The sequence below is a fragment of the Streptococcus lactarius genome (assembly GCF_016642265.1).
GTDB lineage: Bacteria > Bacillota > Bacilli > Lactobacillales > Streptococcaceae > Streptococcus > Streptococcus lactarius.
Genome location: NZ_MRXX01000007.1, coordinates 147,889 through 166,093, shown reverse-complemented (window position 1 = coordinate 166,093; position 18,205 = coordinate 147,889). Strand labels below are relative to the sequence as shown.

General features: G+C 43.7%; 11 protein-coding genes. All 11 read left to right on the top strand.

What is annotated here, in order from left to right:
• Nucleotides 1–162 precede the first annotated feature (162 nt).
• The 11 genes from BTU61_RS10325 (at nt 163) to asp5 (ending at nt 18,131) form a co-directional block, all read left to right on the top strand.
• The gene (locus BTU61_RS10325) at nt 163–6,210 is read left to right on the top strand and encodes an accessory Sec-dependent serine-rich glycoprotein adhesin (protein ID WP_200772800.1); all 6,048 of its coding nucleotides are present in this window, start codon (nt 163–165) and stop codon (nt 6,208–6,210) included.
• Between the two features lie 187 nt (nt 6,211–6,397).
• Entirely contained in the window at nt 6,398–7,402 is a 1,005-nt protein-coding gene (locus BTU61_RS06190; protein WP_200772799.1) for a sugar transferase, read from the top strand.
• A gap of 224 nt (nt 7,403–7,626) precedes the next feature.
• The gene (secY2, locus tag BTU61_RS06185) at nt 7,627–8,844 is read left to right on the top strand and encodes an accessory Sec system protein translocase subunit SecY2 (RefSeq protein ID WP_200772798.1); all 1,218 of its coding nucleotides are present in this window, start codon (nt 7,627–7,629) and stop codon (nt 8,842–8,844) included.
• Nucleotides 8,845–8,852: 8 nt separating this feature from the next.
• Entirely contained in the window at nt 8,853–10,442 is a 1,590-nt protein-coding gene (gene asp1, locus BTU61_RS06180) for an accessory Sec system protein Asp1 (protein ID WP_200772797.1), read from the top strand.
• Entirely contained in the window at nt 10,435–11,979 is a 1,545-nt protein-coding gene (asp2, locus tag BTU61_RS06175) for an accessory Sec system protein Asp2 (protein ID WP_200772796.1), read from the top strand. The genes asp1 and asp2 overlap by 8 nt, the downstream gene beginning before the upstream one ends.
• Nucleotides 11,976–12,446, top strand: a complete 471-nt coding sequence (asp3, locus tag BTU61_RS06170) for an accessory Sec system protein Asp3 (RefSeq protein ID WP_200772795.1) — start codon at nt 11,976–11,978, stop codon at nt 12,444–12,446. The genes asp2 and asp3 overlap by 4 nt, the downstream gene beginning before the upstream one ends.
• Before the next feature lie 25 nt (nt 12,447–12,471).
• Complete coding sequence (secA2, locus tag BTU61_RS06165) at nt 12,472–14,856, top strand: accessory Sec system translocase SecA2 (RefSeq protein ID WP_200772840.1); 2,385 nt, start codon at nt 12,472–12,474, stop codon at nt 14,854–14,856.
• 11 nt (nt 14,857–14,867) lie between these two features.
• Nucleotides 14,868–16,382 carry an accessory Sec system glycosyltransferase GtfA gene (gene gtfA, locus BTU61_RS06160; protein ID WP_200772794.1) on the top strand — a complete coding sequence of 505 codons (1,515 nt, stop codon included), beginning with the start codon at nt 14,868–14,870 and terminating at the stop codon, nt 16,380–16,382.
• The gene (gtfB, locus tag BTU61_RS06155) at nt 16,366–17,721 is read left to right on the top strand and encodes an accessory Sec system glycosylation chaperone GtfB (RefSeq protein ID WP_200772793.1); all 1,356 of its coding nucleotides are present in this window, start codon (nt 16,366–16,368) and stop codon (nt 17,719–17,721) included. Before gtfA ends, gtfB begins: the two co-directional genes overlap by 17 nt.
• Complete coding sequence (asp4, locus tag BTU61_RS06150; RefSeq protein WP_420853796.1) at nt 17,705–17,905, top strand: accessory Sec system protein Asp4; 201 nt, start codon at nt 17,705–17,707, stop codon at nt 17,903–17,905. Before gtfB ends, asp4 begins: the two co-directional genes overlap by 17 nt.
• Nucleotide 17,906: 1 nt before the next feature.
• Entirely contained in the window at nt 17,907–18,131 is a 225-nt protein-coding gene (gene asp5, locus BTU61_RS06145) for an accessory Sec system protein Asp5 (protein ID WP_200772792.1), read from the top strand.
• Nucleotides 18,132–18,205 lie beyond the last annotated feature (74 nt).

Here is an 18,205-nt window from a genome sequence, read left to right as displayed (position 1 = left end):
TCATAGGAGATTCACTTTTTTACTAATAGAATAAAATATTTTAAATTTGTTACAAAAAATTTGAAAATAAAGCAATAATATATAAGTTTTTCGTAGCAAATTACTTGAATATACGTAGTATTCCTGTATAATGAATAATGACTACAATGTAAGGGGTATATCATGCAATTTAAGCGTGCAAAGGGAGACTTTCGTGAAACGGATCGTATCGTTCGCTTTAAATTAATCAAATCAGGTAAAAATTGGCTTCGGGCATCAACTGCTGCTCTAGGACTCTTTCGTGTGGTTCGGGGGCAAGTAGAGGAGATGATCGTTGCCGAAGTTCCAGAAGATGGCGGTTGTCTTCATAAGGAGGGCCAACAGTTATTAAAAGGTTTGGTTGCTGTTGGGACTGTATTTGGAGGAGCTGTTGTGGCTACGATGGCTCAAGCAGAAGAAGTGGCATCTCTCGCCCCAACTGTGTCTGAAACCAAACAAGAGACATTGGCAGAAGCAGATAGCGTCATTCTTTCAAAGACATCCTCGCTAGATTCTGCCTCTGCTTCCCTATCAACCTCTACCAGTCTTTCTGAAACGGCTAGCCGTTCGCTCTCTATGAGTGAATCGACTTCTATTTCCATCAGTGGGCAAGAATCTACCAGTTTGGCAAGTGTTTCTAGTGAATCCACACAAGTTCTAGCTTCAGAATCTGCGGTAGATGAACCAGCGACTACAGATGAAGCTCCCCTACTGGAACAAAACGCTTCTGAAGCAGATTTACTCCAACAAATCGCAGGAAAATACGCTGCTCAGCTACCAGTGCCTGAGCGTAAGGTAGCTTTGGAAGCAGTCATTAATAAGCTACAATCGGAAGTAGCGACTAGCTATCGTTTGGTCCATACTAATGCCAGTGCGCAAGCTTATGCCGAGCAACGCGATCGCTTGGGCAAAGCGGTTGATGAGATGATGACCACCTTAACAGCTGCAGGCTTTGTAGGAAATTCCAATGTAAATGGGAAGCCAGCTATCTCAGCTCAATTGTCTCCAATTTATGAGGAAGTCTATACTGCACCTGATGTTTTAGATATAAAACCCAATCCAGATGATCCAAACGGTGCCAGTGTAGAAGACCCCACTCTTGATACACCAGGTTATCTTAAAGATCCTCATCTTGATAAAGATGCTTTAAAGCTTACACCTGAAGAACTTAAAATGTATGCAGATAACCCCTATTTGCATCGCTATACATTTGGAATTTGGGAATTTGTAAATAAACAAGGGAACTCGCTCGGTTACTATGCGACTATGTCGATTGATACCAGTGAAATAGCCCCAGACAAACATAAAGGAATGGATGTTTATTTCCGTATTGTTCGGAAATCAGATGGGGCAGAGATTTTTTCACAAACAGTATCTCCAAGTAGAACGGGAGAAGAGATCCAACTACCAAAAGAAGTATTGATTGGTGAAGCTCCACTTGGAAACTGGGTTTACAATTCGATACCTTCTGAAGATAACGCGACCTTTGGAATTGTGACGCAATTTATTCCGGATCAAGCTGTCTTGTTCCGGAGTATTTATGATGTCATGGAGCCTTCGAATCAAGGAAAATTAATTCTAACGTATCCTCGTATCAAAATTCCCTCTATGGTAGGGCAACAATCAACATTTTATAGAGAAGTTGATCCCTATGCTTATCCCTACACTACAGAGTACCAACCAACGGGAAGAGAAAGAGCGTTAATGGAGTATAAAATCTATGGGTTGGAAGGTCAACACTATACGGCTTCAAATCCGCGCGAATTCCCAGGTTACGTACAAGTTGCAGCAAGAAATATATCTCCAAATTGGAAAAGTGGGGTATTTGATAATAGTAAGAATGGAAAGTCAACAATTGAATTACTAGGTGCTGCGCGTGAGCATTTCATTAAAAGTGAAGTTGTCCAGTTGAATCAGAATGGTGATTATTCACTTCGCTACTATGTTTTAGATCCTTCTAAAATTCATGATGTTAGTAGTGGTGATTTAGGCAATACTCAAGTGACTAATGTTTATACACTTGTTTATGAAAAAGACTTTAATCAGGATCGTACGGATAATCTTACTGATTTAGGTGGAACCCGTAGGGTTGAAAGTCAAAACAAGGATTACTTCCTGAATGTGACACCACGACGGATAGATGAACAACATTTAGAGTTGGATATTACGGGATGGTTCTCTACTAAGGAGACGATTACTTATACAGATGAGAAAACAGGGGTCGAATATACAGTTCCAAAACCATTCACGGAACTTCCAAGCTCACCGTCTGTTAGTAATAATTCAACCATGATTGTAGGAGAGGATGCGACGCCTCACGGAGCAGACGGCTTCTCTAACTTCAAACAAACAATCAAAAAATATGTAGTCCCATACCCATTAATCAGTACCACTTATTATTATCGGAGAATGACACCGTCAGAATCTGCCTCACAATCGCAAAGCTTCTCGACTTCAGCGTCTATCTCAGAGAGTGAGTCACCAACCTCTGAGTCTGCCTCTCGATCACAGTCAGAAGCTAATTCAAAAAATCAGTCGCTGGCAGTGAGTGAATCTTCTGAATCCTTATCGCTATCTGTCTCTACAAGCGAATCTACAGTGCTCGTATCACGATCTATTTCTATGAGCCAATCAGAGTCCTTGGTTCAAGCTTCGGTTTCTGTAAGTCAATCTGAGTCGTTGGTGCAAGCTTCAATATCAGCAAGTCAGTCCGAATCGTTGGTTAAAGCTTCAGTTTCGGCAAGCAAATCTGAGTCGTTGGTTCAAGCTTCGATTTCCGCGAGTCAGTCAGAGTCGCAAGTCCGCGAATCGATTTCCGCAAGTCAATCAGAATCACAGGTTCAAGCTTCAGCTTCCGTAAGTCAATCTGAGTCACAGGTTCAAGCCTCGGTTTCGGCAAGTCAGTCCGAATCGCAAGTACGAGAATCGATTTCAGTAAGTCAATCTGAATCGCAAGTTCAAGCCTCGACTTCAGCGAGTCAATCTGAGTCGTTGGTTCAAGCTTCAATCTCAGCTAGTCGATCAGAATCGATGGTCCAAGCTTCGGTTTCTGCGAGCCAATCAGAGTCACAAGTACAAGCCTCGACTTCAGCAAGTCAGTCAGAGTCGTTGGTTAAAGAATCAATTTCCGCGAGTCAGTCAGAGTCGCAAGTTCAAGTTTCGACTTCAGCGAGTCAATCCGAATCGCAAGTACGAGAATCGATTTCGGCAAGCCAATCAGAGTCACAAGTTCAAGCTTCGGTTTCAGCGAGTCAATCCGAATCGCAAGTACAAGCTTTGGTTTCCGCCAGCCAGTCCGAATCACAAGTTCAAGCCTCGACTTCAGCGAGTCAGTCAGAGTCACAAGTACAAGCATCGGTTTCTGCCAGCAAGTCCGAATCGCAAGTTCAAGCCTTGACTTCAGCGAGTCAATCAGAGTCGTTGGTTCAAGCTTCGATTTCCGCAAGTCAGTCAGAATTCTTGGTTCAAGCCTCGACTTCAGCGAGTCAATCAGAGTCGCAAGTCCGAGCCTCGACTTCAGCAAGTCAGTCAGAGTCACAAGTTAAAGAATCAGTTTCGGCAAGCCAGTCAGAGTCGTTGGTCCGAGCATCGCTTTCAGCAAGCCAATCAGAGTCACAGGTTCAAGCCTCGACTTCAGCGAGTCAGTCAGAGTCGCAAGTACGAGAATCGATTTCGTCAAGTCAATCAGAGTCGTTGGTTCAAGCTTCAATCTCAGCTAGTCGATCAGAATCGATGGTCCAAGCTTCGGTTTCGGTAAGTCAATCTGAGTCGTTGGTTCAAGCTTCAACATCAGTAAGCCAGTCAGAATCGTTGGTTCAAGCTTCGACTTCAGCAAGTCAATCTGATTCGTTGGTTCAAGCTTCAATCTCAGCTAGTCGATCAGAATCGATGGTCCAAGCTTCGGTTTCTGCGAGCCAATCAGAGTCACAAGTACAAGCCTCGATTTCAGCAAGTCAGTCAGAGTCGTTGGTTAAAGAATCAATTTCCGCGAGTCAGTCAGAGTCGCAAGTTCAAGTTTCGACTTCAGCGAGTCAATCCGAATCGCAAGTACGAGAATCGATTTCGGCAAGCCAATCAGAGTCACAAGTACAAGCCTCGATTTCAGCGAGTCAATCCGAATCACAAGTCCGAGAATCACGTTCAGCAAGCCAATCAGAGTCACAAGTTCAAGCCTCGATTTCAGCGAGTCAATCCGAGTCGCAAGTCCAAGCTTCGGTTTCTGCGAGCCAATCAGAGTCGCAAGTACAAGCTTCGGTTTCTGCGAGCCAATCAGAGTCACAAGTTCAAGCTTCGGCTTCCGTAAGTCAATCTGAGTCGTTGGTACAAGCTTCAATTTCAGCAAGTCAATCTGATTCACAAGTTCAAGCTTCAATTTTCGCAAGCAAATCTGAATCCCAAGTCCAAGCTTCAATTTCCGCAAGTCAGTCGGAATCCTTGGTTAAAGAATCGATTTCAGTAAGTCAATCTGAATCACAAGTCCGAGAATCACGTTCAGTGAGCCAGTCTGAGTTGCAGGTTCGAGCATCGATTTCAGCAAGCCAATCAGAGTCGTTGGCTCAAGAATCACTTTCCGCAAGTCAGTCTGAGTTACAAGCCCAAGAATCACTTTCGGTAAGTCAATCTGACTCACAAGTTCAATCTTCGATTTTAGTAAGCCAATCAGAATCGCAAGTTCAAACTTCAATTTCAGCAAGCCAATCTGAGTCGTTGGTTCAAGCTTCGATTTCCGCGAGTCAGTCAGAGTCGCAAGTCCGCGAATCGATTTCCGCAAGTCAATCAGAGTCACAAGTCCAAGCTTCAATTTCTGCAAGCCAGTCTGAATCGCAAGTTCAAGCCTCGACTTCAGCGAGTCAATCAGAGTCGTTGGTTCAAGCTTCGCTTTCCGCGAGTCAGTCAGAGTCGCTGGTCCAAGCTTCGCTTTCAGCCAGCCAATCAGAATCGTTAATTAAAGCTTCAATCTCTGCCAGCCAGTCCGAATCATCAATTAAAGAATCGGTTTCGGCAAGTCAGTCAGAATCATTATCTGATGTGGCGTCCAAATCGACTTCCTTGTCCCAATCGCAGTCAACATCCGCTGTTGGATCGAAGGAAGTAGTTTCTCAACTTGTTTCTTTGTCTCAATTTACTTCGATGAGCGAGAAAATTTCTGAATCAGCCTTAGTGAGCCAATCTGAATCCTTGGTTCAAGCATCAACTTCAGCAAGTCAATCTGAGTCGTTGGGACAAGCTTCAATTTCAGCAAGTCAATCTGATTCACAAGTTCAAGCTTCAATTTTCGCAAGCGAATCTGACTCCCAAGTCCAAGCTTCAATCTCTACCAGCCAGTCTGAATCGCAAGTTCAAGCCTTGACTTCAGCGAGTCAATCTGACTCACAAGTTCAAGCTTCGATTTTAGCAAACGAATTCGAATCTCAAGTCCAAGCTTCGATTTCAGCGAGTCAATCCGAATCGTTGGTTCAAGAATCAATTTTGGCGAGTCAGTCAGAGTCGCAAGTCCAAGCTTCAACATCAGTAAGCCAGTCCGAATCGTTGGTCCAAGCTTCGACCTCCGCAAGTCAATCTGAATCGTTGGTTCAAGCCTCGATTTCCGCGAGTCAGTCAGAGTCGCAAGTCCGAGAATCGATTTCAGCCAGCCAATCTGAGTTACAGGTTCAAGCTTCAATCTCAGCTAGTCGATCAGAATCGTTGGTCCAAGCCTCGATTTTAGCGAGTCAGTCAGAATCGTTGGTTCAAGCCTCGATTTTAGCGAGTCAATCTGAATCACAGGTTCGAGAATCAGTTTCGGTAAGCCAGTCAGAGTCACAAGTCCAAGCTTCGATTTCGGTAAGTCAATCTGAGTCACAGGTTCAAGCCTTAGCTTCCGCAAGCCAATCTGAGTCACAAGTTCAAGCTTTAATGTCTGCTAACCAATCCGAATCACAGCCTGTTTCAAGATCTGTCAAGGTGTCTTATGCGAGAAACTTCTCAAGCAGAAGGTCTGCTACGGAACCGGTAATGGCTTCCTCTAGCTTGTCTCACTCAGTTTCTGAGACCGAGACTGAACCAGCACGTCTGGCTTCTAGCCAAGACAAGGTTGCTCCTTCTCTACCAGAGACAGGAGGAAGGGCTTCGTCTGGTATTTTTGCCACAGGAGTTTCCATTCTTCTTTCTGGATTAGCCCTTTTAGGAATCCGGAAAAAAGATAGCAAATAAGGTATGAAATATCATGAATAAAGACCGGGATATTACCGGTCTTTTATGAATTCAAAAAGTTTAAGAAGTTTTAAAATATGTTATAATGGACAAGGAAGTTTTCAGTAAAGTAATATAGACAAGGAAACTCTATCCGTACTATGTGAAATTACGAATATAGATCAAAAAGAAGAGTTAGAGGGAAGAAATGAAAATCCATTTTACAAATTTATTCGGGCAACCTTCGCAAAGTGTTGCTCTAATGGCGCAAAATGATATTATGAATGTGGTTCGTGAACTTGGGGTCAATGAACTTGGAATCTATTTTTATGATCAAACGAATGAACCGGATGGTGAGTTGAGTTCACGGATGGACGGTATTTTAGCAGGTGTAGCTTTTGGGGATATTGTCTTCGTTCAATCACCTTCTTGGAACGGAATTGAGTGGGATAATCGTTTGGTGGATAAGTTAAAACTCCTTCAAACGAAACTCGTCATGTTCATCCATGATGTCCCACCTCTCATGTTTGAAAGCAATTATTATCTCATGCCTGCTTATATTGAGATGTATAATAAGAGCGACCTTGTTGTTGTCCCATCAGAACAGATGTACCATCGTCTAGTATCAGAAGGGCTTACAGTTAAAAAATATGTGGTCCAAAAGTTGTGGGATTTGACCCACAGTTTGGAACTCTACACTCCACAATTTGAGAAAAAGTTGATCTTCTCAGGTAATCCTTCGCGTTTCCCTCATATCATCGATTGGAAATATGATACTCCCCTTCATGTCTATACCGAACCAGTTGAAGGAGTTGATTATTCTAAGGTCCATATTGAAGGCTGGCGGACCAAGCAAGAGTTGCTTTTGGAACTTTCTAAGGGTGGTTTTGGGCTTGTCTGGGGAAATTCAGAGAATCCTGAGGATGAGCGGGATTACTACAAAGAAAATATTTCCTACAAATTATCGACTTATCTGTCCGCAGGTCTTCCGGTAGTCGTGCCAGACTATTTGTCAAATGCAGACTATATTCGAGAAAAAGGGATCGGCTTTGTAGCATCCAGTCTTGAAGAAGCTAATCGTTTGGTTCAAGACTGCACAGAAGAAGAGTATGCCCAAATGGTTCAAAAGGCTCAATATACTTCTTATTTGATCCGCAATGGCTATTTTACAAAGAAATTATTTATTGATAGTATTGTGGCTCTAGGGAAATAAATAGAATAAAAAAGGATTCTTCAGACATAAATCTGAAGAATTTTTTATTGAATACGGTACCAAGACCATAATTTTTTTAGAATATTAAGGATTAGTGACAAATAAGTTTAGAAAATAAGCGAATTATGGTAAAATAAGTTGAGATAATGTACTTTATAAACACATATTTAAGGGCTGTTTTTCCAGTGAAATGGTCAAAATGAGTAAGAGAAAGTTTAAAAGAAATGTTAAAACGATCTGAAGTAGGGAAGAGATTTTGTTGGACGATATTTTTCGTCTTTATTTATGTTTTGGGAAGTAAAATTTCCCTGCCTTTTGTGGACTTATCAAAGGCTTTGAGGCTCAATGAGGGAACAACAACTGGTTTACAACTCTCGAGCGCTGTGATGGGGGGAAATCTCCGCGGAATGTCGATCTTTTCGATCGGTCTATCCCCTTGGATGTCTTCCATGATTTTGTGGCGGATGTTTACCGTTTCAAAACGTTTTAACCTCGAAAAAACCAGCTCAGAGATTGTGGAGCGTCGAAAGATGTATGTGACCTTGGTGCTCGCTATTGTCCAGTCCTTAGCGGTGGCCATGTATTTACCTCTAAAAACCGATCTGGATTCGGGACTTGTCATTGCGGTCAATACTATGATTATGGTGGCTGGAGCCTTCTTTTTAGTTTGGTTATCTGATCTAAATGCTGCTTTGGGGCTCGGAAGTTCTGTGGTGATCATGATGGCTGGGATGGTGATGTACCTTCCAGAAGACGTGGTGCAGACCCTTTCAAGTGTCAATAATATCCCAGAGATCGCTTATATTCTGGGTATGATCTTCCTTTTGATTTTTGTCTATGTGGCAGTTTTAGTGGAATATTCCAAGTATCAAATCCCTGTTAATAAATTAGGAATTCATAACAACCTTAAAAGTTATACCTTTTTGGATATCAAGATCAATCCTGCGGGAGGTATGCCTTTTATGTATGCCATGACCCTGGTGTCTATTCCTCAGTACGCTATGCTTTTGATCTTGTCTATGGACTCCAATGCTAAATGGGCTGCCCAGCTAGCCAAGCACTTGGTAATGGGAGACCCAATTTGGATTCTTCTTTATATTTTTGTCATTGCAATTCTTTCTTTTGCCTTTGCTTTTGTCAATGTGAATGGAGAAGAAATTGCAGAGAAAATGATGAAGGCCTCAGAATATATCGATTATATTTATCCTGGAGCAGACACACGTCGCTATATCAATAAAATTGTGCTACGCTTGACTGTTTTTGGAACTCTGTATTTGATTCTCTTTACCGCTCTTCCTTTTTCAATCTTGCTATGGGATAAGGATCTTTTACGTTTGACCATGATCCCAGGGACCTTCCTTATGTTTGTCGGAATGATTTACAATATCCGAGAAGAAATTCGTGCCCTTCGCGTCAATCAACGTTATACAAGAATATTCTAGGAGTAACTATGTATTATTTTGTACCAGCCTGGTATGGAACGGACCGCATCTGGCAGCAAACAGCTACCCCTTGGTACTGGATGCGAGAATCCATTGAATTTGACGATACCATTAATCAAGTTCGTATTTTTCAAGAAGCAGGAATGGATCGGATCTTATTGTTGCCTCACTATAGTCCTCAGTTGCGCTATTTTTTACACCGTCAAGATTTACTTGAGACAGATGTGCTCTCGATTTTTGATCGGATCCAAAAGGTTCCGTCTGATTTGGCTATGCGCCCAGTCCAGCTTCAAGATATCGAATGGCCGAGTGAGACAACTTTTTCTTATACTCCCTTTTTGGCAATAGCATTTCGAAAAGGTAAACGCCTAGCAAAAATTGATATGGGAGTAGATGGGAATATCCTTACCCTAACCCGTTATAAAGAGGGTGAAACCCTTTATGTCGAATATTTAGATGACCGTGGTTTTATCTCTAGTAGAGTTTACTATAAAGATGAGAAACCTTATTTTCAAGAGTATTTGAGTTTTGATGGACAATGGATTTTGAGAGAAATGTTGATCGAAGAGAACCAATCTGTTATGGTCAATGAAGCTTTCTTTCCTGCCTTCAAAAAAGAAAGTTATTCCAATATGGGAGAAGTTGTCGCTGAAAAAATGAAGGAACAGCTGTTGACTCTGGTTCCAGGACGAGATCAGTTGGTGGTGGCAGCACATCCAGCAAATTTGACTTTTTTACAAGATACAGCGAGTAGAGTTAAGAAAGTCTTGTCCTTCTATGGAGATCGTCAGCCCTTATCTGCTGAAAACTTTGCCCTCTATTTTGATATGATAGATGCCCAGCTCTTGATTACAGATAGTGAAAAAACCAAAGAAGCGATTGCGGTTTTTTCTCCTAGCCTGGCTCAAAAGACGCACCGGATTACCTCTTTTGACTCCCGTCTCCGTTTGGGTTCTAGTCAGGAGCGCAAGGAATCAAAGATTTACTATTATGTCAATGAAAGCGAGCTTCCAAGCAAGAAACAGCTTAAAAATATTCTAGAAATTTTGTCGCAATACCCTTTATTTGAAGTCGTTTTTGCATTTTATAATGGTTCACCAGAGAGGGTGAAAGAATTAGAAGGGCAACTTGAGGAATTGATTGCTAGTGAGCAGGACTTGCATCTGCTTCAATCACCTGCTCAAATACAAGGTCTTGGGGAAAACCAGATCATCGATGAAGAATCTGTACAAGGCGAGCCGGATTACCGTTTTGTGGTTAAGAATTTTTCAAATGAAAATGACATTATTCAAGAGTTGGAAAAAACACGTTTGATTGTAGATTTAAGCGAGGAGCCCAACCTCTATACGCAGATTGCAGGGATTTCTGCGGGGATTCCTCAAGTCAACCGCGTCCAGACAGAGTATGTCGATCATCTGAAAAATGGTTATGTCCTATCTAAGGGAGACAAGGAATTAGAAAAGGCGGTTACGCACTTCTTATTGGAATTGAAGCCTTGGAATGAAGCCTTGGTCTACTCGATCGAAAAAATTCAAGAATACGCGGGTCAACGTTTGATCGAGAAATGGGAAGGATGGATGAGAGAACGTCATGGATAACAAACAACAATTAACCCATATTCTCCAAATCGGCTCAAGTAGCTGGCAGGATCAGGTGGAGCTTCCTGCTGGACTTGGATGGCACTTTTTTCAAGTCACTGCTCTTCCATCACTCAAAGACTATATGGAAGAAGAGGAAATCTCTAAATTTAAAGCCTTGATCTTAGAGAATCCAGAAGATTTGTTGGCTCTAGGAGAAGACCTGACCTACTTCCAGCCTTATACTGTGTTTTATGATGAAAGCCATCAGCTAGAGGCCCCTTCTGAAGAATTGGCCCACCTTTTAAGTCTCAAGCAAGCAAGACCCTGGGATTTCTCAAATAAGCATCAATTTCTCTATGTCTTAGATCGCTTTTTATACGATAATCAATATGGAGATGCCTTTACGGTTAGTGATCTGCGAGTGAGACCTGATTTTGCTGGTCAGCAAACGGTGCTGGGGAAACATTTTCTTAAGCTAGATGGCCGATATGGCGAGGAGTTTACGCCGATTGTCCAGTGGGTCTACAACTATGTGTATGATGCTAGCCGTCCCATCAATTTTTGGTTGGAATACGAAAAAGACCCTAGCTGTCAACTGCAATTGCGGATCCAATTTTACCGCTTTGGTGCTCTGGGAGAGTGGGTCAAAGATGCAGTCTTTTCAGAAGAAGAGATGCAAACTCCGCTGGAATTAGACGGAGCAGAGCCTTATTATCTAGCCTTTTCGCTGGAAGCCAAAGGAGAAGGGATGCTTACGATAGGAGCTCTACACAAGCGCCTGTCCCATGGCCCTCTAGGAGGCATGACAGTAGGAGCACAGACTCTTCGGGACCACAAACGCCAAGAGGTCTTTGCTTATTTCCATCCTGGTGATATGAAGCCACCTTTAAACATTTACTTTTCTGGGTATCGTCCAGCCGAAGGATTTGAAGGATTTGGGATGATGCGTGCCATGGGTAGTCCCTTTATTCTCTTTTCGGATCCAAGATTGGAAGGTGGATCCTTCTATATGGGCTCAGAAGAGTTGGAAAATCAAATCACTGCCTTTATTGATCATCATTTGCATTCTCTTGGTTTTGGACCGGAAGAAATGAATTTCTCTGGCTTGTCCATGGGGACCTTTGGTGCCCTTTACTATGGGGCTCTGTATTGTCCACATGCTATCCTAGTCGGTAAACCCATTGTCAACCTTGGAGATGTCGCTGCCAACCTGAAATTTAGACGTCCAGATGAGTTTGGAACGTCTCTAGATATGATGCAGTTGATCATCGGTCAAGTGTCACAAGAAGGGATTGATCAGCTCAATCAACGCTTCTGGGACCGATTTAAACAGGCGGACTTTAAGGATACGATTTTAGCCCTTGCTTATATGCGAGATGATGACTACGACAAGCAAGCCTATCCAGATATTTTAGAGACCTTATATGAATTGCCGGTTCGGATTATTAGTACCAGTCGTGCCGGTCGGCACAATGATGCGAGTGCTCCGATCATTGAGTGGTTTATGACTCAGTACAATGAAATCATGGAAAGAGACTTTGGAAGAAACCAATGATAAAAATGAAAGAAAATGAAAGTAGACGGATCTACTGGGGCGATACAGTTTTAGCAGATTATCTTTGGGGGTCGACCATTCAGGCGACTGCCCAAGGTAGCGTTCAATTTCAGAATCCCCTCATGCCATCTGGTCAAGTGCTGAAAACCTGGCATTCGCAGACAAATTTTGGTGCGACGCGTCAAATTCCTAGTCTGCCCCTGCTCAAAAGAGAGCAGGGCTATGAACTGGCAATCGAGATCGAAGCAAATCCCGCTCATACCGTGATGGTAGAAATCATCTTCAAAGATCGCTTTGGAGAGATCGTTGGCCGTCGCGTAACCGCAGAAGGCTGCTTGTCCTTCACCTATCCAGACCAAGCCTACGCCTACGAAGTACGCTTGCTTAGTGCAGGCTTGCAAGAGTTTACCTTCCACTATTTCACTATTCAACCAATATCGTCTGAGGGAGCAGAAGTTCTCGAATAGACGAACAAAACTGCAAAAAAAGAGGATCACATTGGATTACGTTAAATTAAGAAACATCAAAAAAATCTTAAAAGAAGTCAATAGCTGGAAGGATGCGATCGCCCACTTGACGGATCAGCAATTGCAGGAGAAGACTGTGGAATTTCGGGAACGTCTAGCGGAGGGCGAGACCTTGGATGATCTTTTGCCGGAAGCATTTGCGGTTGCACGGGAGGCCGATAAGCGGGTCTTGGGCATGTTTCCCTATGACGTCCAAGTCATGGGAGGAATCGTCCTACACCAGGGCAATGTCGCTGAAATGAATACCGGTGAAGGAAAGACCTTGACGGCGACTATGCCAGTTTATCTCAATGCCCTAGAGGGCAAAGGGGTCATGGTTATTACGACCAATACCTATCTGGCAACTCGGGATGCAGAAGAGATGGGACAGGTCTATCGTTTCTTAGGTTTGACCGTCGGTGTTCCTTTGAAACAGTCAGAAGACGAAGAATTAGATCCAGAAGTCAAACGCGAGATTTACCAATCAGACGTCATTTATACGACTAATACTAGCCTAGGTTTTGACTATCTAACAGAGAACCTGACGGCTTCTGTCGATGGCCAATTTTTGGCAGACTTCAATTACGCCATTGTCGATGAGATTGATTCGGTGCTTCTAGATAGTGCTCAGACACCCTTGATTATTTCTGGTTCTCCTCGTGTTCAATCCAACCTGTATGGAATTATCGATACCCTGATCCAGACTTTCAAGGAGGGGGAAGATTTCAAGTTTGACGAAGAAAAGAAACGGGTTTGGTTGACTCGAAAAGGAGCTCATGCAGCAGAAGCCTTTCTTGCTATTCCCAACCTCTATGACCCCCAATACCGTGACTTGGTCCGCCATATCAGCCTAGCCTTGCAGGCCAATAAAAACTTTATTAAGGACAAGGACTATGTCATCCACCCCAATGTCGAAGGACAACCTGAGATTGTCTTGCTAGACCAGGCAACGGGGCGTCTGATGGAAATGACTCGCTTGCAAGGAGGGCTCCACCAGGCGATTGAGGCCAAAGAAGGTCTCAAGCTAACCCAGGAAACACGGGCCATGGCTTCGATTACCTATCAAAACCTCTTTAAGATGTTTCGAAAGTTAGGAGGCATGACAGGGACTGGGAAGGTCGCTGAAGCAGAGTTTCTTGATACCTATGCCATGTCAGTGATCAAGATTCCAACCAATCGCAGGAAAATCCGTAAGGATTTGCCGGATGAAATCTACCAAACCTTGCCGGAAAAAATCGTGGCTTCCTTGGACTATGTGAAGAAAGTCCACGAAAAGGGCAATCCGATCCTGGTCTTTGCCGGATCGGTTGAGATGTCAATTCTTTATTCGAATCTTCTCTTGCGCGAAGGGATCCCTCACAATCTGCTTAATGCCAACAATGCTCCTCGTGAGGCCCAAATCATTAAGGAATCTGGTCGAAAAGGAGCCGTGACGGTTGCGACCTCAATGGCCGGTCGAGGAACCGATATCAAGTTGGGACCTGGAGTAGCTGAGTTAGGAGGCCTAGTGGTTGTCGGAACCGAGCGGATGATGAACCAGCGGATTGACCTTCAAATTCGTGGGCGCTCAGGCCGCCAAGGAGATCCCGGTTTGACCAAGTTCTTTGTCTCTTTAGAAGACGATTTGATGAAAAACTGGGGGCCAGACTGGATCCAGGATACCTATCAAGATTATGATGTGGAAGAGCGCATTGGGGCTACTAAGGCCCTGACCAAACGCAAGTATAAAAATTTGGTGGAACGAGCTCAAAATGCTAGTGAAAGCTCTGGTCAGGCCAGTCGTCGGATGACGCTGGAATTTGCGGAAAGTATGAACATTCAGCGTGCCATCGTCTACGAAGAACGTGACCGCTTGATTAAGCAAGAAGGACGTTTGGATACGATTGTTGAAAAAGCCCTTCGTTCCGTATTTACTAGTGTAGCCAATGAGAAAGATTACAAAGATCCTGTAGCATTTTACCGCTATATTTTGGACAATGTTAGTTACCAAGTCGATGCTCAAAAAGCGCGCCAAACCTTTAGAAGTAAAAATATGAAGGCAAATTTCTTGTGGGAACTTGCTAAAAGCGAACTGGAAGCCAAGTATGAGGTCTTAGGGACCGATGAGGTGATCGCGCAATTCCAACGGATGGCCATCCTAAAAGCCATCGATGAAAACTGGGTCGAGCAGGTCGACTATTTGCAACAGTTGCGGATGGCTCTGTCTGGTCAATACACCAGTCAGAAAAATCCTTTGGTAGAATTTTTCCAAGAAGCCTACCAATCCTTTGAACGGATGAAAGAGGCAGCCAAAAGACAAATGGTCCGCAATCTTCTACTAAGCCGCGTCGAAATCAATACTAAAGGGGAAATCGTCTTGCATTTCCCATAAAAGAGGACATTATGACAGTATACAATATCAACCTTGGAATCGGTTGGGCCAGCAGTGGTGTCGAATACGCCCAGGCCTACCGTGCCCAGTTGTTACGCAATATCCATCAACCAGCCAAGTTTGTTTTTATGGATATGATCTTAGCCGATAATATCCAGCATTTAACAGAAAATATCGGTTTTAAAAATGATGAAATCATCTGGCTCTATAGCTATTTTACAGATATAAAAATTGCGCCAACGACCTATACCCTTGATCAGGTCTTAGCGGGATTTGCCGGAAAACCGACTCGTGAAGAAGTCGATGGTAAGATCAAGCGCTTCTTTTATGAGGACCAGGACAACTTTTTGACCTGCTACCTGCGCGCAGAAAACAGTCCTTTTGTAGAGCGTTGTGAGTATGTGTCTAGAGGGATCTTGGTAAGAAAGGATTATTTCTCCTATACCCGCTATTGTACGGAGTACTTCATTCCTAAGAACAACCAAGCCAACTTGATTGAGCGCCGCTTTTACAATGAAGATGGGACGGTTGCCTACAGCATGCAGATAGCGGATGGGCGCGAAATCTATCGTTTTAAAGATCGCTACATTGTTGGGCGCCAAGAATTGATCCGCTATTTCATGCAGACTCTGCAACTGACCAAACAGGACTTGGTGATTTTGGATCGCGAAACCAATATCGGTCAGCCCATCTTTGAAGAGGCGCAAAAAGCCCGTCTGGGTGTGGTGGTCCATGCCGAACACTTTAGTGCCAATAGTGTTGATGATCAGTATATCTTGTGGAATAACTATTATGACTACCAATTCACCAATGCCGATAAGGTGGACTTCTTTATTGTTGCGACTGATCGTCAAAAAGAAATCTTAACAGAACAGTTTGCTAAATACACCAAGCATCGGCCGGCCATCTATACCATCCCGGTAGGAAGTCTTGCCAGCTTGCCACAAAACGAAAATCGCACCCCATTTTCTATGATTACAGCCTCTCGTTTGGCAACAGAAAAGCATATTGACTGGTTGGTACGAGCAGTGGTTCGGGCCAAAAAAGAATTGCCAGAATTGTTCTTTGACATCTATGGAAAAGGTGGAGAAGAAGGTAAGTTGCGCTCTCTGATTGATGAATTGGGGGCGGCAGACTATATCCACCTCAAAGGGCATGCCAATCTAGAGGAAATTTATAAGAACTATGAAGTATATCTGTCCGCATCGACCAGCGAGGGCTTTGGTTTAACCTTGATGGAGGCGATTGGTTCTGGTCTTCCGATTATCGGTTTTGACGTTCCTTATGGTAACCAAACCTTTGTCACAGAAGGTAAAAATGGCTATCTCATCCCACCTTCAGCTGACCAAGTGGTGGATCATATTGCTACTGCCTTTGCTGAAAAAATCATCCAGCTCTACAAGAAAGATGATCTAGCCAGCATGCGTCAAGCATCTTATGCGCGTGCAGAAGACTTTTTGACTAGCCGAGTGGAAGAAGCTTGGACGCAATTGATAGAAGAGGTGACACATGCTGAACGTATTTGATACTTATTCTCGTGAAAGCCAGGATTTGCTCCACTCCATGCAGGAGTCTGGTTTTACCCATCCGACGGTTGTCCTGGAGCCAAATGGTTTCTTGCCCGATGGGGTCGAATCGCCCTTTCTCTATTTTTTAGGCCAGCCAAAAGGGGAGAAGCGCGGTCGCTACTTTAATGAAGTTCCAGTTCCTGATTTTTGGGAAATTTCTGGTGATAATAGTAGTGGTAAAGTGAATTATTACGGCCAAGAAAAGGCTCGGATTGCTTACCATGCAGCTTCTTATAAGCGCATTGTTGAAAGCGTGGAATGGTTGGATGACAAAGGGCAAGTGGTGATGATCGAGCGCTATGACCAATACGGTCGCAAGATCGCCGTCACAACCTGTGATGCACAAGGACACCCCTTAGTGACGACATACTTTGAAGGGGATACCGAGCGCTTGACAGAAAATCATCAAACAGGGGATCTGATCTTGACCTTGGCTAATCAACCCATGCGGATTTTCAAGAATCGCATAGATTACTTCGTTTTTTATCTAGAGTATCGTGGTTTTAATCTGGATGGCTTGGTCTACAATACCCTTGCTACCTCCTTTAGCCTTAGCCTTCAGTTGGGCAATAAAGGCATCAAAGGTCGCGACGTCTTGGTGTGGCAAGAACCACTTCATGACAGCCTTCCAGGCAATATGCAGTTGATTCTAAAGAGCCCAGAAATCAGGACCAAGAAGATCTTGATTCCGCAAAATGCGACCTACCATCGTGCTCTCCAGTTGACCTCGCAAGACCAGCACGCCTCCTTTGGTCCTCTTGGCTACTTGTATGATTTCAAGGTCAAGGATGATATCCGCAAAGATGCCTTTGTCTTGACCAATTCGGATCAGATCGAAGCCTTGACCTATCTAGTAGAATCCTTGCCAGATGTGACCTTCCGTGTGGCGGCCTTGACAGAAATGTCTGCCAGCCTCTTGTCTATGGTCCGTTACCCAAATGTCGTTCTTTACCAAAATATCAGCCAAGAGCGGATCCAAGAGTTGCTCAAGATCTCCAGTATTTATCTGGATATCAATCACTATGCAGAGGTTCAAGGTATTGTCCGTAAGGCTTTCGAGCACCAGCAAGTTATCCTTGCCTTTAGCCATACCGTGCATGACCGCACTTACCTGGCACAGGCCAATATCTTTGAGCAAGGAAAAGAAGCAGATCTAGTCGCTCGTATCAAAGAAATTTACCAATCAGTCGATCGCTATAAAGAAGCAGTGGCCCAACAAATTAGCCAATCTAGTAGCATCGACCCAGCTGAGTTCAAGGCCTACTTGCTAGAAGGGATCGGTGGACAAGTTGAGTGATCAAAAGAAAGATTTATTTTACAAAGAAGTTGAAGGACGGATGGAGTCGCTCAAACGCCGTCCTGTCGAGAAAGAAAAAACAACCCGTTCTGAAAAGATCAATGTTACCTTTAATGTGGTCATCGGCTTGGTGATCTTACTAGGAGTTATTTTTACACTCTTTAGAGTTTTGGGAGGATCCTGATATGGAAATAGTATTTGCGATCGGGATCGCCCTCTTGTCACTTGCTTTGGTGGTCCTTATCACCCTGCAGCCTCGCCAACAACAATCGCTCTCAACGGATGCAACCAGCAACCTCGGGAAACCCAGCTATTGGCGGTCTCACCGCGGACTTAAGCTTGCGACCCTTGCGGTTAGTATTGTCTTTCTGCTATCCTTGTTTCTCTATATGCTGATGGTGCAGGCTTAGTTGTTCGTAAAACAGATAGAAGAGGTTGGGACAAAAGTCCTAGCCTCTCAATTTTCTTTGGATTGTCGAGCAAG